The sequence below is a fragment of the Rhodococcus sp. IEGM 1307 genome (assembly GCF_030056915.1).
Classification (GTDB): domain Bacteria; phylum Actinomycetota; class Actinomycetes; order Mycobacteriales; family Mycobacteriaceae; genus Rhodococcus_F; species Rhodococcus_F opacus_D.
The window spans coordinates 98,952-119,246 of the sequence record NZ_JASHKW010000028.1 but is presented as its reverse complement, the minus strand read 5'-3'; the positions used below and the strand labels follow the sequence as shown (position 1 = coordinate 119,246).

Genomic DNA, 20,295 nt, shown 5'->3' with positions numbered 1-20,295 from the left:
GCGTGTAGCCGTATGGGCCGATTGGACGGCAAGGTCGCGCTGATTACTGGTGCGGCACGCGGACAGGGACGTGCTCACGCCGTGGCTCTCGCGCGCGAAGGCGCAAGGATCGCGGCGGTCGACATCTGCGCGCAGATCGAAGGCGTCGAGTACCCGCTGGCGACCCCTGCGGATCTTGCGGAGACGGCGCGGCAGGTCGAAGCGCTCGGCCAACCGTGCCTCACCTTCGAGGTCGACGCGCGTGACAGCGCGGCCATGAGCGCGGCCGCTGAGTGCACGGCCGTGGAATTCGGCGGGGTCGACATTGGCGTCGTGAACCATGGCATCTTCATGGTCGGCTCGTGGGCGGCGACAACCGACGAACTGTGGGACACGATGATCGAAACCAACCTCAGTGCAGTTTGGCGCTCGGCGCGCGCTGTTATCCCGCATCTCGTGCGGCGCGGCGGTGGATCGCTGGTGTTAACCTCCTCCGCAGCGGGCCTAAGGCCCGCCTATGGCCTGTTGAGCTACGGGACTGCGAAGCACGGCGTCATCGGACTTGCTCGTACGCTCGCGGTTGAACTTGGCCCACAAAGCGTCCGCGTCAACGCGATCTGCCCAGGTAGCATTGACACACCGATGGTTAACAATCAGCACATGTACGACCTATTCAATGGCGGACCCGGCGGCTCGCGCGAGTCGATGGACTTACCGGTCCGTGCCGTGCAGGTCCTCCCGCTCACGTGGATGGAGCCTGAAGCGGTCTCCGAGGCCGTCGTCTACCTCGCTTCAGACGCCGGCAAGTACGTGACGGGTATCGCACTGCCGATCGATGCCGGGTCTCTCGCGACGCCGTCGGGAATCCCGGCTGTCGCAGCAACGCGAATCGCAGAGCTCGAAGCGCGGCTCCAGGACTCGTAGCTCCCAAGAGGTGTAGGGCAGGGAGCGCCCACCGCACGTTGGTGAGAGCAACGCCAGCTCCCAGGAGCGCGAAAGCGAACGGTCACACAAGCGACGCTTTGCGAGTCTTCGCGTAGTGTGACCGTTCGCTTTCGCGCACACGGTTGAGAGCGAGAGCGGATCCTTGAAGGCGCGGCACGACCTCGCCGAGCCGCGCCAGTCTTACCGCTGATAGCGGTCAAGATCTGTCGAATAGCGCCCCGCAGCTGGCTTGAACGTCCTAGCGTGGCCCGGATATTTCCCTGGCGAAATGCGCCGAGCAGCGCAGTTATCGCGCCGAAGGTAGCCCCTCCTAAAGATGTTTCGGTAGTTGAATGAGAACTGATCATAGGGAAAGCCGGTGTGGTTGAGGAAGCTGTGGCACAGGTCGTAGTTGGCGCCGACTAGGGTCAGCCGGGTCTCGGTCGCGATGCGGACCTGGTCGAGGATATCGGGGCACAGGGGTGGCCAGTTCGGTGGATTTCACATTGCCCCAGACTTGTTCGATCGGGTTGAGCTCAGGGGCATTGACAGAGGGGCGTTCGACGTGGAGCCAGTTGCCCCGGGTGGCAGCCATCCGGTCATCTCTCGGGATCGGTGGACCATGAGCCCGTGCCAGATCAGCATGAGCTTCTCGCCGGCATCCAACCAGACGACCTCTCGCTGCCTTTGCTGATTGATCGCATAGCCGACGAATAGCGCTTTCTGTTAGGCTGTTTCTGGTCGCGGACTTTCTCAACCTTTGCGTCCATTCCATATTTGAACCCCGACTTTAAGCCGCACCGGTTCCGCAGCTAGGCGTCGGCACCCCGGAAACGCACTCGGGGTGCTGACACGTTTGTCCCGCATTGGGCGACAGTCGGGCTATCAGCGAAATCAAGCCAGGTGCAACTAAATTCGGTGGGGCCGCGTGTGAGAGTGGCGGCTGGGAATCCCTTGGGCTCGGCGATGGTGATGAGCAGGATCCCGTTGTCGCGTCGTTCGGGTGCACGGGGGTCAGCTTTGGCCGTACTTGCGTGGGTTGTGGTGCGGCAGCCAGATCTCGTCGGCACGGATGCTGGCCTGGGGAGTGAAGTAGTCGCCGCTCTCGAGGTCCTCGAGCAACCTCACGAGCTTGGGCGACCAAGCCCACGAGCGCCCGGGTGTGATCGCTGGCCACGGGCACGTCGAGGGAGAAGAATTTGGCGAGGAACGGGTTTCCGAGCTGTTCGGCGACCCGCTCGAGGGTGATCCGCGCGATCTGTTCTGCGATGCTCCTGATCGTGACGGCGGGTTTGCCGACTCCGTGTAGCACGCTTAGCGGCGTCGAGGCGGTGGACTGCCGGCCCGCGATTGCGCCGTCACCGATGTAAGCCGAGACGCCCGCTCTGCGTGCGGCTGCGATGAGGCCGGAATGAACCCGCAGTCGCCAGGTCCGTGCACGGTGGGTGCTCGCACTCCTCGATCACCGAAACTTAGACAGGTCTGCTCGCCCGTGATGCGAAAAGCAGCGACCGAATCGGGATCCGGCGCGTCCTGCTCTGTGGCGACCCGGCCAGGTTCTCGTCACCAACGTGCCCGACATGCTGGCGAACGGCTGGTCGGACCCGACCAGCGCTCGGCCGAGCGTCTCGGTCGTAGCGCAGTCACGGAGAATGAGGTCTTTCGGATCGGCGTAGTCGCCCCGCTGTAGGCCGTGTACAGGACGCCGTCAGCAGCTTCGCAGCCCGTGCGCAGGCTCTCGAGGTCGTCCAGGGAGCCGCGGTGCGGGGTGGCGACCAGCGACGCCAGCCGAGTGGCGGCGGTGTCCGAGCGCGCCAGCCCGATGATCGTTCTACGATGGCTATGCGGCGGGCGTATGCCTTGCGGCCCTTCCAAGCTTGCGGGCCGCTCGCTGCTTGCCGTTCGCGGACTTGGGGATTCGACCGCGCGAGGACACCGGTGGTGGGCTGTCACGGCGCCGGCGTCCGGTCGCGAGATAGAACTCGGTGCCGTGTTCGGCGGCGGACTCGGCGGTGCGGTCGAGATTGTCAGCTGAGCAGTAGCCGGCGTCCGCGAGGACCTGGTCCGGGACCTGCCCGGTGTTAGTCACGACCTGTTCGGTCATCGGTATCAGATTGCCGACATCGGCGGCGTTGGTGTTTACGTCGGTGGCCACGATCACCTGATGTTTCTCGTCGACCACGGCCTGCGCGTTGTAGCACTGCTGGAAGGCTGCGTCGTCGGACAGCATGACCTTCAGTCCGGGTCGGTGAAGGTACTTTGCGCCTTCGGTTTCGGCGTCGCGCTACCGGCCGTGGACGCCCCGGCCCCCCGCAGCGGTGTCATCGTCGTCGCCGCGTCTGCGGCCCGCCGTTCGCCCCACTCCCGCGCCTCGGCCTCGAGCGTGCTGTGGGGATCCGCGAAGGCACCGGTTGGAAGTGGGTGCACGATCGCGGCGGTGTGCGCGCTTGCGCGGGAACCGCCGCGAAGCTACCTGTTGTCGCAGAACGAGGATGGATTCATCGCCGACTACAGCCGAGTGGGGTCGAGATCGTCAGAACGCAGGACTGAATAGTGTCGACAATCAGATAATAACTTGAGCAGCACAGCCTATCTCAGGAAAAACGACGCACACGCTGTTGAGCGTGCGGCGCAGATATCTGCTCGTCGGCCGAAATGTTCAAATCGCGAGCCGAATCCGAGACTGTGCGGTGGTCCAACGCCGACGCGAACGAACTGGACTACTCGCCGGAACGTCCCGTTTGACCACACTTGTGGTCAAACGGGACGACCTCGCGCCATCGACGAGTGGTCTCCTGTGCGGATTTTCGTCGCGGCCTCGATAACAGCTGGGTCTTGCTGCCGACCGCCAGAAACAACGGTCGATGCGGCGCTTGGATCTCGACGAGCTTCGCGGCCTAGCGGGGTCAGTCAGGATTTTGTCCCCAACGCGAACCTAGTGCTCTTCAACACCGTGGTGGACCCCGTGACGGCGCAACGATCTCACGGTCATGGGGTCCACCACCAGAAGGGCTGCGCCCGATGCCTACTGCTGTTTGTCGGCCGGATACCACGCGGTCGGCAGCGAGGAGGGGGCCGCGGCGCTCACGTCCACACCACTGATCCCCTTCGATACGTAGTAGAGGGCCGGGTAGGTAACCAGCGGTATCGTGTACGCCTGGTTGGTGTACCGCTGCCACATCTCGCCCCAGGCCGCGTCCGGATCGTCCGAGGAGACACCCGCCTCGTAGAGCCGGGTGATCTCCTTGTCCTCCCCGAAGAAGTTGGTCGTGCCGTCCGGCGCCAGGTTCTGGGTGTAGATCGGCGGAGTAGTGGAGATGACGCCCAAGGTCTGAACGACCGCTGCCTTGTACTCGAACACTTTCTTTGCGTAGTCCGCCTGGTTCGGGGAACTTTGGCTGTCGAGCTTGATGCCGACCGCCTTCAGGTTCTCAGCGACGGCACTCACGAGCGGCGTACCGAACTGCCCCAAAAACGTACCTGTATCGATCCCGTTCAGCGTGAGGCCGTCTGCGTATCCCGCCTCTGCCAACAGCTGTTTAGCCTTGGCCGGATCGTACTCGTAGCGGAAGTTGTGCGATGCGGTGTCGAGGTCCTGGGTGACGTACCCGTACGCTGGGTCGGCCGTCTCGCCGAACAGGGCCTTGGCGATTCCTTCGCGGTCGATAGCGTAGTTCATCGCCTGGCGCACTCTGACGTCCCGCAGCGCGGGTGCCCCGACGTCGTGCTTCGTGTCAAACGAGAGGTAAAATACGCCCTGAGGCGCCGAGGCGACCTGCAGGCCTGCTGCCTGTGAGGCGGTCGACGGATCCCCGATCGTGACATCGTACTCACCGGACTGCTGCGCCTGCAGACGCGTACTGGCGTTGGCTATGACCTTCACGTTGATCTTCTCGAAGTGGATCGCGTCCTGGTCCCAGTAAGAGGTGTTCGGGACGTAGGTGTAGTGGTCATTGTTGACCGTTTCCGACGGAAGCAGCTTGTAGGGGCCCGCGCCGTATGTTCCAGACTCCATCAACTCAGGATCGGCGACCGCCGCCGGACTTCCGATCAAGCCGATGGCGCTCCCCTGGTCGGATAGGATCTCGGGAAGGCGCGGGTTTGGTGCAGACAGCTCGATCCTCACTGTGTGGGGTCCGGTCGCCGTGAACTTCGGCTCCGACCCGAGGACATTTGCGTAAAGACCCTTGGCTTGGACGAAGTATTCGAGCCACCCAACGACGGCCTGCGCGTTGACCGGCGTTCCGTCGGAGAATTCCGCATCGTCGCGCAGCGTGAATTCGAACACCTCGTTCTTACGCTCCGCGGTGTTCACGTACCCCCATTCAGTCGCGAGCTGCGGCTTGATTTCGCCGTCAGTCGTGACGTGAAACAGCGCCGCATACGCTGGGTTGGTGCCCATGGCCCCCCAGTACACCGCGTACGTCGACTTGGCCGGATTCATCGGCGTCGAACTGCTGACGGCGATCCTCAGCGTCGTAGTGTCCCTTGATCCACTCGGCAAAGAACCACTCCCGCCGCAACCTGTCGCAGCGACCAACACCGCGGCTATTGCAAGGACAATCGAGAGCCCTCGCAAGGACGCCTTCCGACACATCTGCTTACGGGCACGTGTCGCTACCGCCGACAATTGCTTGATGTTCATCGCAACCTCCGCCACGCCTACACCTATCTCTGATACACGATTGCGAACGCAACTCGTGGCCAAGCATCCGATGGTTCCGACGATGTTCCGCGTCGAAGGCCGGTCTGATTTGTACGTCTATTTCCCAAGCGACCGCGCTCAGGTTCGCGGTTGGGCATCACCGCAAGGCCGCAGTCAGGTTGGGTGCGGCGCTCGCGCTTTGAGTCAGACTACGAACCGTGCGTGACCATTGACAGGTCCAATTTCCGGGTCGTCTGCAGTCCACTCGACACTTAGGAGTGATTCAGAGGACACAGTGACGAAATCTCTTCCGCCCGACTAGTTAGAGCGTGTCTCAAGTGGATGAAGTGGCTTGTGGTGTGCACGATTCCGGCGGTGACGTCCGGGCGTGGTCCGCGCCGCCGCAAACCCGGCAAACTCCGGGCCGACAAGGGCTACGACTACGACAAACACCGCCGGTTACTGCGCGGACAGGGCACCGTCCCCCCGCATCGCCCAACGCGGCATCAACAGGAACGAGCGACTCGGCAGATACAGGTGGAAGATCGAACGCACCGTCGCCTCGCTCACCGGTTACCGACGCCTGACCATCCGCTACGAACGCCACGGCGAACACTTCGCCGGATTCCTCCACCTCACCGCCGCACTCACCTGCTTCAAGAAACTGCCCACAACCCTCTCAGTCGGGCCGAAGAGATTTCGTCACTGTGTCCCCCGAATCACTCGTAAGTGTCGAATGGACTGCGGACGACCCGGAAATTGGACCTGTCAAGAGTCACGCACGGTTCGTAGTCTGACGATATGGAACAAGATACTGTGGAGCTGCCAGCTTGGATCAAGGAACCGGTATTGCTCGCTCTGGGCGACCTACAGGAGCCGGGTGCAAACGAACTCGCCTTGAAATGGCATCCGGAGGGGGACAACGCCGGAATTCTCGCCGCGGGCGAGCCTGTCAACGCGTCGCAGCGGTTCGAGGAGGACGAGCTCGTTCCAGCTACCCTGGTCGTGAGAGTAGCCGACTGGCTCCAGAACCAGCTCTTCCCCGATTCGACCGTCTCGCCTACCGATGCGCGCCCCGTCTGCCCCGGGCACGACCACCCGCTACAGGCCAGGGTTCTGTACGACGTGGCATGGTGGTTCTGCCGGACGAGCAACTCGCCGATCAGGCTCATTGGCGAGAGCTGAAAACCATAACCTCGGCGGTCGCCGCGGATCGACTTGCGCTAAGCGCTGTTAGAGTCGCGTACTCCTGCTAACGCGGACCCCGTATAGGCGCGCAGGAACCACCGCTCGACCGATTTGACGCTCCTGATGTAGCGCGGGTCGTTGGAAGCGTCCCGCGGACACACACAACAGGACCGCCAAATCATTCTCTTTGGCGATCGCCTGGCGACCACGACACTTCGCTCGCCAGGCGATCGGCTTCCCCTCCGGTGCGGCAATCACGCTCCAGCGTTAATCCAGATGAAGATTGGCTTTGACACCGAATCGATGAGAACGGTGGAAGAAGAGTCGTTGCGTAAGTTGCAGTTACGAGGACTTAATCAGTCGAGATCTTGCGGACGATTGTCGAGCCTGAACACAGACTGGATCTTCCAATTAACATGCGCGGGGTCATCGACGGTTCGCGTCAGACGCTGCTCGTCGTTTATCGAGTCGCCGATCGCCAAACGTGTGAGGTCTAACGACGCAGCACCCGTTTCACAGGAGGGGGGTGGATGTACCACGCCCTGTTCGTCTGCCGGCACTGTTCTGCCGGCCAGAAAGGCTCACCGATGCGCACCGGCAACATCGCTCTATGGACCATGACAGCGGTCTCTTTCGGCACCGGCGCGCTGGATGCGGCCACCTACCTCGGGATGGACGGAGTCTTCGGTGCAAACATGACGGGAAATGTCATCCTGACCGCGTTGTCCATTGCCGGCGAAGGGACGCACTCCTACCTCGGTCCACTCCTGTCTCTGGTTGGCTTCATTACCGGATCGTGGCTTCTTGGACTGATCACGCGAAGATACTCGAAGTCAGTACGGCCCGATCCCGTCGTCGCTCCCGTTTTCACCTTGTGCGCCGCAGGAATGATCGTCGTTGCGGCGGTTCTCTTCTGGCTTCCATTGCAAGGCAGCGTGTTGCACACGACCACATTTATCATCGGGGCTCTGATGGGTTGCCAAGCGATCGCTGCCCGCAGAGTGGGGGTACCTGACATATCGACGGTCGTGGTGACGTCTACGCTCTCCCTGCTGTTTGCGGAAGCAGGAACCTTCCGAGGAGGCGCCACCAATCAAGCAACCGGACGGCGGCTGGCAGCAGTGCTCTCGATGTTGCTCGGCGCTATCAGCGGTGCGCTCCTGCTGAAGATCGGGTTGGTCGCTGCTATGTCCGTTCCCGCCATTATCCTTTCGGTGGTCGCTGTCATCTATACCATTCTCGCAGTGAAAGAAAGACGACAGGTACGCGATCAATCCGAACAGCCCGCCTACGCGTGAACGCGCTGTTTCGGGTCGCCTCAGAGTCGCTTTTTCCCGTGCCTGGTCAGCCAGCAGCACGTGAGACGGCACCCCGCCACCGTACAACTCCAGGTAGTCCCTGATCATCAAGAACATTCATGGAAAGGCTTCTGCCCGATCCCATCCACCGAACCTGAGGTAGGCACAACATTTTTTGCTGGTGGAGACCGCGACCACGGGCCTTGGACAGACGGAAGTGTTCCTCGACATAAGCCGTCGAAGAAAGTGTTGCTTTCGTTTCGATCATGGCGAAGGCCCTCACGAAGGTAAAGTAGGTCCTCGATCGGCACGCTCGTCGAACGCACCAGCCGACTACTGGGTTATGGGACAGCGGCGATGGTGAAGAACGGGCCGACACTGTCCGGATATGGTTCGGAGCCCTCTGTGACACTCTGGCTGCGCGTTTACACCATTAGTCGAGCACCTACGCAGATCCGTGATAGGGGATCAGGGAAGGGAACTGGCGTGGAGCTGACCGCATCTACGGGTATCCGCGTCTTCGTCTTCGATCCGTACAGTCCATGGCAGCGCGGAACGCACGAGAACATTAATGTGCTTCTGCGGCAGAATTTTCCGGAGGGAACTGTCCCGCAGACTGCCGTGAACTTGATGCGGTCGCCGATGCACTCAACATCCGCCACCGCGGTTGGAGAATCCCAGCAGAAGTCTTTGCCGAACAGGCACACTCGTCCTCACGACACGTTGTTGCGACAACAGATTGAATCCGCCCCGGCACGCGAGGACCATTCTCCGCAACAGCCAGTACTCGGTGTCGGCCCGTCTGATCGGTCTACGGGTGTGGGTGTTGGTGCGCTCGAACGAGGTGATCGTGCTCGACGGCAGAACTGTCATTGCCCGCCGTGTCCGGTCCACCCACCCGTGGTGCGCAGGTCCTCGACCTCGACCTGAGGTCCTCAAGATCAAGCCCGGGGCCCTGCCCTGGGCGACGGCGCTCCGCCCGGCGGGCGCCTGCGGGAACTTCACTGCAGCGTACGAGGCGTTCTTGGCGGGTGCCGCAAAGCCCAAGGCGACAGCGCCGGCACCCAGGAGCTGATCGGGGGCCTTTTGCTGCGCGGGACTGCCCCAGGCATCTGCTGCACGGCGATGCGCGCGGGACTTCATCGCGGTCGCGAACGGCGTTCCTGTTCAGCGACCCACGCCGCAATCTGAGCCCGCGAGGTGAACCCGAGCTTGACAAGGATATGTTCGACGTGGCCTTGCGCGGTGCGTGGCGAAATGACCAGCCTCTCTGCGATAGCGCGGTTCGTCAAACCTTCGGCCACCAGGTCGGCCACCTGCCGCTCGCGCCCGGTCAGAGTGACAACATCGGGTGCAGAAGAAGCACCGATGCGCAGGTGCTCACCGAGAGCGAACGTGACGGCGTCCGCGAACTTCATGTTTCGTCCGCGCTTCACCTTCGCCTCGAATCCTCGGTCACCCAGGACCGCGCGTGTTCGCCGCTTACAATCCTGCTGGTAGCGGGACAGGTGCGAGAAGTCGAACGGAGGACTCATCCCCATGGATTGCCATAGGCCCCCAGCGGCCCCCAGAAGGAGCGCAGCTCTGTGCGCGTCTCGATTCTCCGCAGCGATCCACGCCAGAGCTTGCAGGCACCACGCCGATAATCGAGGGTCGTCGACGAGTCGGGTCAAACGAAGACCTTCCCGGATGAGCTGAGTCGCTCTCTCGGATTCTCCTTGTTGCCACACCGACAGCCCTGACGCCCACCGCGAATAGGATCGGTACACCGCTTCTCCGCGGGGCTCGGTAATGGACAGGATCTTCTCGTGACATCGCGTCGCCTGTGGCTCGTCCCCGGTCAGCCCGCAGGCGAGGGCTAGGCCGAACAGGCTTCCCACCTGCCGGAGCAAATTCCCGTTCGCCTCGAATGATCCTTCCGCAGCTTCGAAGTCAGGGATAGCCTTGTCAGGCTGACCACCGTAGAGCGCCAGAAACCCCGCTGCATGCCTGACGAGCGTGTCGATCTCGCCATCATCGAGTTCTACAGCAGCAGAGCGCATCTCGTTATATCGCCGCATGGCCGTGGGAATCTGACCTTGTGCGGCGGCGAACATGCTCGACGAGTACAGCGCGCCCGCCCACACAGGCTCCCGTCGGCGATTGGTGGAGGCCAACATTCGGTCCACCCATCGCCCCCCTTCGCTGTATTGACCGCGCGTCAACCAGAACTCGGACAACGCGTTGACCGTCGACAAGCCAGTTACATCACTCGGATCTGTGAGACAGTGCTCGAGCGCGTCACGAATGTTGGACTGTTCGCGATCGAGCCTGCTGATCCAGTCCGCCTGCTTCGCGCTGATCCATTCCCTTTCTGCCGTTGCAGCCAGTTCCGCGTAGAAGTCACGGTGCCGTCGCCTGAGCACTTCGTACTGGGAGTCTGCGATCTTCTCTCGGCCGTACTCGCGCACGTGTCCAACAACCGGTACCGTACGACGCTCCCGGCTTCCTCTCTGATCAGGATCGACTTGTCGACCAGCGAGGCCAGCAGGTCCAACAACCACCCGTTCTCGCCATCCTCGACGCAGACCGACTCCGCAGCGTCGAGTTCGAAGCTGCCTGCGAAGACCGACAGTCGCGCCCACAGCCGTTGCTCAGCCGGTGCGCACAGGTCATAGCTCCAGCCGATGCTGAGTCGGAGCGTTTGCTGCCGGGAGGGGGCGTTGCGTCCTCCCGAGGTCAACAGCTGAAATCGATCGGTCAGCCTGTCGAGGATCTGCTCGGCGGACAGTGCTCGCAGCCGCACGGCGGCGAGCTCGATAGGAAGGGGCAACCCGTCGAGTCGTTTGCAGATGCGTGCGACCGTCATGCGGTTGTCGTCGGTTATCTCGAAAGTCGGCACTGCGGTGGATGCGCGATCAGCAAACAGTCGTACGGCGTCGTACTGGGGCATTCCGCGCACCGATGGCTCATCGTTCCGTAGGTCAGGAACTGCAAGAGGAGGAACCCTGAGTACGGACTCACCGGGTATCCTCAGCGGTTCGCGACTGGTCGCAATCACCCGCAGTTGCGGACAGGTCCGCAGCAGTGTTTCCGTCAGCGCCGCGGCCGCATCGACGATCTGTTCACAGTTGTCGAGGACCAGCAGGAGCCGCCGAAAGGACAGGTGGTGCACCAGCAGATCTAAGACGGACACATGCGATTCGTTCCCCAGGCGCAGCGAAGAGGCCACCACATCAGCCAGGAGCGCAGGATCTTTGAGTTGGCCCAGCTCGACCAACCACACGGAGTCCTCGTAGGTCCTGCGTAGATCGGCCGCGACTCGTCTCGCGAGGCGTGATTTGCCCACTCCCCCCATACCTGTCAACGTCAGAAGCCGAGCGCTGCTCAACAGTCTGCGGGCTTCGGTGATCTCGCGGCGGCGACCCACGAAACTGGTGAGTTCGATAAGTAGATTGCCGGGACCCGGTGGCAGCGGAGACTGTCCTCCGCCCTGCTCATCAAGGCCTGCGGCAGGACCATCGGGGTCGGCATCGTGGTTCGGATATCGGGTGTGGAGAGCCATCTCCGTGACTGCGCAGCCGTGTCGGCGTTGAATCTGCTGCAACTGTGCCCCGAAATCAGCCGCGGTTTCGGGACGATTCTTCGGGTCGGTACTCATGGCGTGTTCAATTGCCGTACACACGTCGTCCGGGAATGCGCCGCGATCGCTCTGCGGAATCGGATCCGTCGCTACCCGAACGAACTGCGCCACCACGTTCTCACCGTCACGCCGCTCGAACGGCGCATGCCCGGTGATCGCATAGAACAGTGTGGCGCCGAGACCGTAGATGTCAGCTGCCGCGGACGGCGCTTCGCCCCGGAGTATCTCCGGGGCGGTGAATGCGGGCGACCCAGCGGTGGCACCGGCACCCGTTTCGAACCCACCCACGAGATGAGCGATCCCGAAGTCAGCCAACTGCAGATCACCGTAGTCGGTGATCAGGATGTTCCCGGGTTTCACATCGCCGTGCAGAATGCCGAGCTGATGCGCCGTCTCCAGAGCCGAGGCCATCTCTACGCCGAGCCGCAACGCCTCTCGCCAGGGCAACGGCCCATGACGCCGGATCCGGCTGTGGAGTGAACCCTGCGGCAGGTACGGCATCACGATGAAAGGCCGGCCCTCGTCCGTGACACCCGCCTCGAGGACGTTGACGATGTTCGGATGCCCCGTCAGCCGACCCATGGCGCGTTGTTCACGGAGGAATCGTTGAACACTTACCTCGTCGAGCCCGGTGGTGAGAACCTTCACCGCAACAATGCGGTCGAGCGCGGATTGACGACACCGATAGACGACTCCGAAGCCACCACGCGCGATCTCCTGCACCTCGTCCAGACCCATTGCACCGAGTTCGGTGATCAACGCTCCTACAAGGGGCCTCTGTGTGTCGTCTGACGCAGAGTCAGCCATAGCTACCGCAATTCTCAGGTTACGGCGGACGGGAAGCCGGGAGTCCCGCCTGTCGCGACTGTCCTCAGGGTTCGTTTCAGGAAGCCGACGACCCCTACTTAGCGCCGCGGCCTCCTTCCGCAGGTTCAGGATATCGCCTCAAATCGTACCGTAGGTATGCAAAACTCGCGGGGGCGCCGCGGTGCAGCAGTCGCGTCCGGTAACACACCGGCGCGCGTCACGCGTAACAGGACCCAACCGGGTTAGGTCCACCGTTAACTACTTCGACCTGAAAAACGAAGTGCCTCGGTGAGCATGATTCGGCCGTTCTCGGCCGGTCGGGGGTTGGCCACAGACGCCCCCGATCGGCGCCTTTCACGCTGCCAGGGTGCTGATCTTGACCAGATTGTGCGCCAGGACCCCGTGGCCGACCCCGATCTTGGCGCCTTCGGTGCCGTCGACGCGGGTGCGGTCCCAGTCGAATTGAACCGCCTGTAAGTGTGAACGCCAGGCCTAGTGGCTAGCGCATTCACGCCGAGGGTGGCGGCTATCTGTTTCTGGACGAGTTGACGACGAGTCCGCTTGCGGTGCAGGCGGCGATGCTCGCGGTCGCGTTGGACCTGATTTGGTGACTGCCGTGACGGACCAGCGCCACGCGCTGTTCGTCCGTCGCCACCGCACGCGAGGCGGGCGGCGTGGCCCACCCAGTCGCCATACCGTCCAACCACTCGTCAACAGACGGAGTGAACTCCACATGGCAGAACCGATTCGCCAATGGCGCTTCCAGTTCGTACCCACCGGCAGCACAATCGGGAGGAGTGGAAGTAGTCGTCGTCGCGAAGTGGCTTGCTCAGGCAACTTCCTTATCGCGGAGCAGGTTTGCGAGTTGGGTACGAGAGCGGACTCCGAGCTTGCGGTAGACCCGCCCGAGGTGCATTTCGATGGTCTTGACGCTCAGGAACAGCTGGGCGGCAACCTCCCGATTGGTGCCGCCCCGTGCACCGGGCGCGGGCACTGACTCCTCGCCCACCGATCACTGTCGGACCCGACCGAGATCGCGTACTACATCTGCGCCGGACCCCGGCGGACCACGCTCACCGAACTCGCCACCGTCGCCGGATCACGGTGGCGGGTCGAGGAATGCTTCCAGCAGGCCAAGATCGAGGCCGGCCTCGATCAGTATCAGGTGCGGACCTACCGCGCCTGGTACGCCCACACCACCCTGTCGATGCTCGCCCTCGCCTGGCTGGCTGGCTGGGACGAAACCCAAGCAGTAAAGGGGGAATCGGGATCAACGATCAGGGCATGATCGGCTACACGGTACCCGAGATCCGGCGGCTGCTCGTGCATCTGATCCTGCGATACGCCCGCCCCGACGAGCACGCCTGGTCGTGGTCACACTGGCGGAGCACCCAGCGTGAGGACGCTTGCTTCGTCGATTCTGACGGAGACCATCCCGGCGATGGCCGACAGTTGCGACGGGATACGTGTCGCGGCAATCGGTTTCGGCCGGAATCGTGACCTCGGCCCGGTCGCCGGGCAGCTACGTGTCGGTGCCGAGTGCGGACTCGGCGGTGGGCGGGGCCGGGTGGTCGTGGACCACGTGCTCCCACCAGGAATCGAGCGGGCTGGGTTCGGGCCACACGATCGTGTTGTCGGCGACCGGCGACGGGCTCTCGCCCGGTTGGCTCGATGCGGTTCCGGTGGTGTCGTTCGAACAGTCGGTCTCACGCATGATCGTGCGCATCCTGTCGCGTCAGCTTGCGTGCGCGCATCGCCGCCCTGCCCATCCGTGTGGGGCGAACCGGCAACCGCGGTTGTGCGTCGTGTCACGGGGGCGCCGGTGATACGTCCTGATCTGCCGGTCGGAGCACCCACTAGGTTGTTCGGCCGATTATCGGGCACCCGGTGTGATGGTGTCGGACGGGGGCGCAACGCCGCGATACTCGGTGAGATCATGGCGAAGTTCAAGGTAGCGCAGAGCACGAACTCCATCCGCCGGGCGCGGCTCGCTGTTGCCGCACGCGCCCATGACGCCGACGACTGCCGAACCCTGCTCTCCATCCTGGGAATCCTGCCCGAGCCCGACACCCCGGCTGATCCGTAGCATCTCGTAATCCCGGTGCGGTGCCGCGTCCGGCGGTGAACCGGCACCGTGCCCGGCCCGTCTCACGGGCTGGGCCCCGACCGACCGCCCTTCTGTGGCTTCCCCACGATCATCCCTCGCCCGCGAGCAGGGACCCACGTCGGCCGCGCGAAGTCGGCCCAGCGCCTTCACGGTGACCAACACCATGTCCTCGTCGCCCGGATCGCCGGCGCGCGCCCGAGTCCGTCACCGCCGTGCCGCGCCCGCGCTTTTGCGGCTCGTGGTGCCGGTTAGTTCGGGTCGGTGACGCAGTCGCGGCCGACGAGTTCGTTTTCGATGTCGGCGAGCCGGTCGAGGGCGAGGTCGCGGTCGGGTGCGCCGGTGGGGGTTTCGCCGGTGGCGATCAAGGTGACCAAGTCGCCGTCGAGGGAGAGCGTGTAGACGGGCCGGTGTGCGGCGTCGGACTCGATGATGGATGCTCTGGTGGCGTCGATGAGTTCGGTGGCGGCGGTGCGGAGGTCGAGGGCGGCACCGGTCTGGGCGGTCGTGCCCTCTTCGGCGGCGATGGTGAGGGTCCAACTGATCATGGCGGTGCCGTCTCCCGGTGTGTGGTTGGGGGTTGTTGTGGTGTGAGTATGCATGGGAGCTCGGACGTGTTACCGGGGCCGCACTGGTGCGCCCGGGTCCTCCGGAGAATCCGGGCCCCACGGATTGTCAGCGGCGGGCACCCGCCGTCGCTCGCAGGTTCATGCGGGCGTTGCCCTGTTGAGATCGCCGAGACATCGTCCGTGAGGCGTCGACCCCAGTTTGTAGGGTCCACCCCATAATCGATGCCCTCGTCGACGCTCCTGTCCGATAATTCTCCTCTCATCGTGGCGCATCGTTTCCCCTGGTCAAATACCTGTCGCCGGGCCGCGGCCCCGATGCGGGCCAGTTCGGCGGGCTTTACATTCCGGGCCACTTTCCGGACTCTGCCCGTGAGCGGAAATCTACGGTAGAATTCTATATAGACGGAGTCAAGGGTGTACCTGCCCATCGAGGAGGAGACGTGGCGCACCAGACCGCAGGCTCGGGCTACGAGTCCGATCCGCAACCACAGCGCGGCGGTGTGAGCGACCACGAGTTCATCGCCCGGATGCGCGCCGAGCTGTACAAGAGGCCGAGCATGCGGCTGGTCGCCGACAGGGTCACCCACATCATGCTGGCCGGACGGATCGACCGGGACGACCCGATCCTTGAGCTCATCGAGTCGGACGACATCCTCGACGAGAAGACGGTGCTGAGCGACGCCGTCGAACGCATCCTGTCGTTCCCGCACCTGTCCGCCAAGGAGGTCGCGGACAACTACGACAAGAACTGGGCCAATCCCAGCGATGCGCTGCGCAAACTCAGCGCCAAAGGGGAGGTCATCGGGCTCAAGCGGGCCGGGAAGTTCCGGTATCCGCAGTTTCAGTTCTCCCTGTCCGACGAGGCGAACCAGGTAGTGAGGGAGGGCAACGTGGCTCTCGGTGCCCGGGATGATCCGTGGGGTGTCGCGTCGTGGTGGCTCTCGCCCAACCCGTCGATCGAAGACCGCAAGTCTCCGGTCCAACTGCTCGGCGAGGGATCGTTCGACGCCGTGCGCGCGTTGGTGCGAGCCGAGATCGCCGACGACCTTGCCTAAGCGCCCACCACCGGTATCGGTGACTGCGCATATCGGGTCGCTCACCGCGGGAACCAAGCTCTGGCGTATCCACTCCGGCGACCCGAACCGCGGTGTCCTGACCCTGAATCCGACCCCGGCGGGAGCGGGAGGTGGACGGTTCGACTCCTCCGACGGGTCGTACCACTACAGCTATTTCGGGGAGGACATCTCCACCTGCATCGCGGAGACCTACTGTCGGTCGCTGCCGCTCGATGACCACGTTCCGCGAATTTTGAGGAAGGCCAAGCTGGCCGGTCGAGTCCTGTCTCAGGTCACGGTCACCGACGATGTCCCGGTCGCACTGGTGCACGGCTCACATTTGGCGGCGATCGGTCAGGACACCTGGCTGACGAAATGCGACCCCGTCGACTACCGGATCACCCGGGACTGGGCGGCATCCATCCTGCACGGGACCGACGGGGTTCTCGGTATCAAGTACCGGGCACGCAACGACGAGGACAGGTTCTCCGTCGTCGTGACGATCAAGCCCAATGCCGGTGTGGGGCTGCATGATCTGATGACGGTGTCCCGGGGCCCGATCGTGCTCGATGACCGGGCCGGGGTGGAGCTGGTCAGATCCCATCTCGCGACATACAACGCAACCGTCATCTGAGCGTCTTCGTCGGTCTCCGACTGTCCGTCACCGGCGTGGGGTGGGAGATTAGCCCATGAAAAGCCAACCGTCAGTACAGTGTTGTTCCCAGGCTATCGACGAGACCATGACAGACCACCTAACAAAGGATATCCATGGGACGCTCGAAGAAAGCAACGCAGGCCACACAGGCCGCGAAGAAGAGGCGGAACAAGGCTAAACGACAGACCCGCGGCACAAACCCGATCGCGAACGCGAGTTTCCCCGACTCCAGGGCAATGGTCCTCAGCAACCCATTCGACGCGACCACACAGCGGGCGCTCATCGAACTCGCACCGAAGCTGACCGTCGAGGAATACCACACACTCCGGGACACCGGGCACAACCCGAAGCCTGATGAGTACGACCTTGTCGATCCCACCCTCACGCGCATGCTCACCCGTCGGCGCGAGTGGGAGAGCTACGAAGACGGAACGTGGGATCACGTTCCCAACCAGGAACACGTCGCGACAGCCTGGGGTGAGTTCGCCCAACCACTACACATCGCGGTCGGCTTTACCGCTGCCGATGGACCCCGGTGGGAGATCCACCATCCCTCCCCGGACGACGATTTTCGCGCCCCTGCCGAGACCTACACCAGCCGAGACACCCTCCTCGCCGAACTCGACCGACTCGAACACCTGGGCCACCCAGCCGATACATACCCGATCAATTCCCTAAACAGGCCGGCAGCACGTCGGGCTGTGCCGCCATCGACCGGCCGACGACAGATTCAGGTCGTCGACGCAGACCGGCCACCTGGGGTCCTACTCCCCGTATTCGGCACCGCCCTCGGACGGGCGATGCGGTGTCAGTGGGCGTCGTGGAAGGCTTGCACGATCTCGGCACGGATCCGGCCCCGAGAGGGCATCTCGTAGCCCTCTTCTACCGCCCACTCCCGAATCTTCTTGACCTCGCCCGTCCTCGCAGTCGATCCGATCGGATCCGTCACCCGATTCGCGCGGCGCTTCCTTCCTCCGACCCTCCTGGAATGCGCAATCCAGTAGTCGAGAGCGTCGCGGAACTCCTTGGCGTGCTCGCCCTTCAGGTCGATCTCGTACTCGACGCCATCAACCGCGTAGTTGATGCTCTCCCCCTCGTCACTGAACACGGTCCCGTCGATATCGTCCACCCACTCCACCACAGCCCTACGCGCCACGGATTCCACTCCCACCTTCATCGATACGAACGAAACAACAGTACTCGCGCCGGACACCGCATCACCGCTAGCTACGCTAGCTAGGATTGCATCGCACCAAATGCCGGCGATCAGTCTCGTCGTCGCACAGCACCCTGCCATCGTGTGCGAGTGCCCACGGCCGCAATCCTTCGAGGATCCTCATCACCAGCGCCAACCGGCTTTCCACCAGACAATCCCGACCCACGCGACCCCATGCCATTTTCGTCACTGTGATGCAATTCGAGCGCCGGGCGCCGAACCGCCCCTCCGATCGCCCCGTCCGACAACCGACCCATGAAGCCGCAGAAGCACTCTCGGGCCCACAGGTGCGGCAGCAACGGCAGCTGTCGGGCCGGATGCACGTAGAGCATGCGCCCACCTCCGCCTGGTCACACCACCACTCCCCCGCGCAGGGGCTCCACTGGCGTGGTGCGGCCCAGCCCCACCCAGGTGCAGGTGGGCGAACTCCCGCGGACCGGCCTACAGGTCTTCGGTGTCGCAACAATGAAAGGTGCTCACTCGGCGCGGCGCCGGCGCGGTTTGCGGATGTCGGTGCGCGCGCCCTGGCCCGGCCTGTTGTTCGCCCACGCGACGATCTCCGAGCGCTTCCACAGCGGAGTACGGCCGATCTTCTCCACCGGCGCCGGCGCCTGCCCACGGGAGACGTACCCGCGGAACGTCGAGGCCGACAGCTCGGTACCGGTCTCCTCTTTGATCAGGTCGACGACCTGGTCGGTGGTCAGCCGATGTGGGTTAGCCATCTGGTGAGAGTCCTTCCAGTTCATCACCTTCTCGGCGATGGAAGTGGCAGTTCGGTTGCAGCCCAGCGGTCGACCCGGCAGACCGGCCGCGATACGACGCCAGACGGTGCGGGACTGTCCTCGGAGGGACCCTACAACGGCGTGCTGTAATGCCCGCACACGCGTCCGGGGTTCTGGAAGCGGTCCATACGTTCCAACACTACAGCGATGAGTTGCAAGGTTGGAGTACTTGCAGAGGATCCCTCTAGCTGGGGACACGACACGTCCCCGAACATCATGTGTCCCTCCTCGAACCGCAAGGACCCGCTCGCTTGCGACAACAATGTCGAATACCACTGCCCTGACGGCGGATCTCGCGCACACTCATTGCCGAGCTTGCGCGCGGAAAATTCCACGTCACGGTCCGCAGCCAGTCGGTCAGGACGTCTCCGAGTGCAGCGGCCGCAGTGAGAACGACCCTGCGTCGCCGGGGAGCAGCGACGGTTCGACCGCTACGCCACCCGTGTCAATTCACCTCGACACGGTTGACCACGTACCCTGCCCGCTGGAGCAAGCACACAGGAGGAGAGATTGTATGGGGGTCGGATCGGTGCACGAAACGCTCGTCGACTACGACGGAATGGCCTACCGCCGGGCGTCGGGCGTACAGGAGGCAGATGCGCGACACTTCGGCATGTCGGCGGTGGTCACGCGATGAAGCCCGTCGAAATCGCTGACGGCGTGTTCTTTGTGCACTCCGAGATGGTCAACTGGGTGCTGCTCACCGACGGTGACGCGGTGACGGTGATCGACACCGGGTACCCGGGGCAGCGGAGTGATGTCGAGGACTCGATCCGGGCGATCGGGCGGGATCCGCACGGCATCGAGGCCGTGCTCATCACCCACGCGCATGTCGACCACGTCGGCAGCGCACAGTATCTCGCTGACACCTACGGGGCGCCGGTACTGGTGCACCCCGAGGAGGCCGCTCACGCCCGCCGGGAATGCCACGAGGTCGCGACACCCTGGGATGTGCTCAGCAATATCTGGCGACCCGGGGTCCTGCAGTGGGCGATCAAGCTGATTCAGTTGGGTGGCACGGCCAAGTACGGCGTCGACTCCCCCACCGCGATACCTGTACTCGGCGCCCTGACCTGCCCGGGCAGCCCGGTCCCGGTTCTCGTACCCGGCCACACCTCCGGTCACACCGTCTACCATCTTCCCGCTCGCGGTGTCGTGATCTCCGGCGACGCCCTGATCACCGGGCACCTGACCTCACCGATCTCCGGGCCCCAGCTGCTGCCGCAGTGGTTCGACCACGACCGCGGTATGGCCGCGGAGTCACTGCGCATCATCGGAGAGTTGGACGCCGACATTCTTCTGCCCGGACACGGGCCGATCCATCGCGGCTCCGTCGCCGAAGCGGCCGCAATAGCACGAGAACGCGTCGACGCCGCGCGGTGAGGATCGGATCGCACTGACGCGAGAACTCCGTTCCCACACAGCCTTTCGCGCACGCAACCCCCGGCCCG

General features: G+C 63.5%; 20 protein-coding genes and 3 pseudogenes. 13 read left to right on the top strand and 10 right to left on the bottom strand.

Annotated features, from left to right (window positions below):
* The first annotated feature begins 12 nt into the window (after positions 1–12).
* The gene (locus QM841_RS38110; protein ID WP_105422088.1) at positions 13–903 is read left to right on the top strand and encodes a mycofactocin-coupled SDR family oxidoreductase; all 891 of its coding nucleotides are present in this window, start codon (positions 13–15) and stop codon (positions 901–903) included.
* Between the two features lie 1,132 nt (positions 904–2,035).
* Positions 2,036–2,212: a hypothetical protein gene (locus QM841_RS38105; protein ID WP_283335986.1), complete on the top strand. Its 177-nt coding sequence runs from the start codon at positions 2,036–2,038 to the stop codon at positions 2,210–2,212.
* A 531-nt stretch (positions 2,213–2,743) separates the two neighbouring features.
* On the opposite strand, the gene QM841_RS38100 is transcribed toward QM841_RS38105, so the two are convergent.
* The 3 genes from QM841_RS38100 to QM841_RS38090 form a co-directional block, all read right to left on the bottom strand.
* Positions 2,744–3,133: a transposase gene (locus QM841_RS38100; RefSeq protein WP_283335985.1), complete on the bottom strand. Its 390-nt coding sequence runs from the start codon at positions 3,131–3,133 to the stop codon at positions 2,744–2,746.
* 5 nt (positions 3,134–3,138) lie between these two features.
* The gene (locus QM841_RS38095) at positions 3,139–3,330 is read right to left on the bottom strand and encodes a hypothetical protein (RefSeq protein ID WP_133169411.1); all 192 of its coding nucleotides are present in this window, start codon (positions 3,328–3,330) and stop codon (positions 3,139–3,141) included.
* 598 nt (positions 3,331–3,928) lie between these two features.
* Entirely contained in the window at positions 3,929–5,347 is a 1,419-nt protein-coding gene (locus QM841_RS38090) for an ABC transporter substrate-binding protein (protein WP_157951468.1), read from the bottom strand.
* 555 nt (positions 5,348–5,902) lie between these two features.
* On the opposite strand from QM841_RS38090, the pseudogene QM841_RS38085 reads away from it, so the two are divergent.
* From QM841_RS38085 to QM841_RS43640, 4 genes and pseudogenes are all read left to right on the top strand, one after another.
* A pseudogene (locus tag QM841_RS38085) lies at positions 5,903–6,113 on the top strand (IS5/IS1182 family transposase); the annotation flags it as partial.
* Between the two features lie 284 nt (positions 6,114–6,397).
* Complete coding sequence (locus tag QM841_RS38080) at positions 6,398–6,733, top strand: hypothetical protein (protein WP_157951469.1); 336 nt, start codon at positions 6,398–6,400, stop codon at positions 6,731–6,733.
* A 533-nt stretch (positions 6,734–7,266) separates the two neighbouring features.
* Positions 7,267–8,034 carry a YoaK family protein gene (locus QM841_RS38075; protein WP_283335984.1) on the top strand — a complete coding sequence of 256 codons (768 nt, stop codon included), beginning with the start codon at positions 7,267–7,269 and terminating at the stop codon, positions 8,032–8,034.
* A 667-nt stretch (positions 8,035–8,701) separates the two neighbouring features.
* Positions 8,702–9,109: a Mu transposase domain-containing protein gene (locus QM841_RS43640; RefSeq protein WP_502943317.1), complete on the top strand. Its 408-nt coding sequence runs from the start codon at positions 8,702–8,704 to the stop codon at positions 9,107–9,109.
* 64 nt (positions 9,110–9,173) lie between these two features.
* On the opposite strand, the gene QM841_RS43635 is transcribed toward QM841_RS43640, so the two are convergent.
* From QM841_RS43635 to QM841_RS38065, 3 genes and pseudogenes are all read right to left on the bottom strand, one after another.
* Positions 9,174–10,130 (bottom strand): helix-turn-helix transcriptional regulator, encoded by a 957-nt coding sequence (locus QM841_RS43635; protein ID WP_502943316.1) that lies wholly within the window; start codon positions 10,128–10,130, stop codon positions 9,174–9,176.
* A gap of 146 nt (positions 10,131–10,276) precedes the next feature.
* Positions 10,277–12,415 (bottom strand): protein kinase domain-containing protein, encoded by a 2,139-nt coding sequence (locus QM841_RS38070; RefSeq protein WP_502943315.1) that lies wholly within the window; start codon positions 12,413–12,415, stop codon positions 10,277–10,279.
* Between the two features lie 877 nt (positions 12,416–13,292).
* A pseudogene (locus QM841_RS38065) lies at positions 13,293–13,442 on the bottom strand (helix-turn-helix domain-containing protein); the annotation flags it as partial.
* On the opposite strand from QM841_RS38065, the pseudogene QM841_RS38060 reads away from it, so the two are divergent.
* Positions 13,440–13,751, top strand: a pseudogene (locus tag QM841_RS38060) (IS701 family transposase); the annotation flags it as partial. The pseudogenes QM841_RS38065 and QM841_RS38060 sit on opposite strands and share 3 nt — an antisense overlap.
* Before the next feature lie 234 nt (positions 13,752–13,985).
* Here the strand turns inward: QM841_RS38060 and QM841_RS38055 are convergent.
* Positions 13,986–14,177 carry a hypothetical protein gene (locus tag QM841_RS38055; RefSeq protein ID WP_105422158.1) on the bottom strand — a complete coding sequence of 64 codons (192 nt, stop codon included), beginning with the start codon at positions 14,175–14,177 and terminating at the stop codon, positions 13,986–13,988.
* 222 nt (positions 14,178–14,399) lie between these two features.
* Here QM841_RS38055 and QM841_RS38050 point away from each other — a divergent pair, with 222 nt between their 5' ends.
* Entirely contained in the window at positions 14,400–14,549 is a 150-nt protein-coding gene (locus QM841_RS38050) for a hypothetical protein (RefSeq protein ID WP_198602264.1), read from the top strand.
* 269 nt (positions 14,550–14,818) lie between these two features.
* Here QM841_RS38050 and QM841_RS38045 read toward each other — a convergent pair whose 3' ends face one another.
* The gene (locus tag QM841_RS38045) at positions 14,819–15,115 is read right to left on the bottom strand and encodes a hypothetical protein (protein ID WP_283335983.1); all 297 of its coding nucleotides are present in this window, start codon (positions 15,113–15,115) and stop codon (positions 14,819–14,821) included.
* A 461-nt stretch (positions 15,116–15,576) separates the two neighbouring features.
* Here QM841_RS38045 and QM841_RS38040 point away from each other — a divergent pair, with 461 nt between their 5' ends.
* From QM841_RS38040 to QM841_RS38030, 3 genes are all read left to right on the top strand, one after another.
* The gene (locus tag QM841_RS38040) at positions 15,577–16,191 is read left to right on the top strand and encodes a hypothetical protein (RefSeq protein ID WP_283335982.1); all 615 of its coding nucleotides are present in this window, start codon (positions 15,577–15,579) and stop codon (positions 16,189–16,191) included.
* Positions 16,192–16,210: 19 nt separating this feature from the next.
* Positions 16,211–16,825 carry an RES family NAD+ phosphorylase gene (locus QM841_RS38035; protein ID WP_283335981.1) on the top strand — a complete coding sequence of 205 codons (615 nt, stop codon included), beginning with the start codon at positions 16,211–16,213 and terminating at the stop codon, positions 16,823–16,825.
* A gap of 134 nt (positions 16,826–16,959) precedes the next feature.
* Positions 16,960–17,721: a hypothetical protein gene (locus QM841_RS38030; RefSeq protein WP_283335980.1), complete on the top strand. Its 762-nt coding sequence runs from the start codon at positions 16,960–16,962 to the stop codon at positions 17,719–17,721.
* Here QM841_RS38030 and QM841_RS38025 read toward each other — a convergent pair.
* Together QM841_RS38025 and QM841_RS38020 are read right to left on the bottom strand one after the other, a co-directional pair.
* Complete coding sequence (locus tag QM841_RS38025) at positions 17,655–18,002, bottom strand: histone-like nucleoid-structuring protein Lsr2 (RefSeq protein ID WP_283335995.1); 348 nt, start codon at positions 18,000–18,002, stop codon at positions 17,655–17,657. The two genes, QM841_RS38030 and QM841_RS38025, sit on opposite strands and share 67 nt — an antisense overlap.
* Positions 18,003–18,538: 536 nt before the next feature.
* Complete coding sequence (locus QM841_RS38020; RefSeq protein ID WP_283335979.1) at positions 18,539–18,784, bottom strand: helix-turn-helix transcriptional regulator; 246 nt, start codon at positions 18,782–18,784, stop codon at positions 18,539–18,541.
* Between the two features lie 574 nt (positions 18,785–19,358).
* Between QM841_RS38020 and QM841_RS38015 the strand changes: the two genes are divergently transcribed.
* Both QM841_RS38015 and QM841_RS38010 read left to right on the top strand, forming a co-directional pair.
* On the top strand, positions 19,359–19,481 hold the full coding sequence (locus tag QM841_RS38015) for a hypothetical protein (protein WP_283335978.1): 123 nt from the start codon (positions 19,359–19,361) through the stop codon (positions 19,479–19,481).
* The gene (locus tag QM841_RS38010) at positions 19,478–20,227 is read left to right on the top strand and encodes an MBL fold metallo-hydrolase (protein ID WP_283335977.1); all 750 of its coding nucleotides are present in this window, start codon (positions 19,478–19,480) and stop codon (positions 20,225–20,227) included. The genes QM841_RS38015 and QM841_RS38010 overlap by 4 nt, the downstream gene beginning before the upstream one ends.
* The last annotated feature ends 68 nt before the right edge of the window (positions 20,228–20,295 follow it).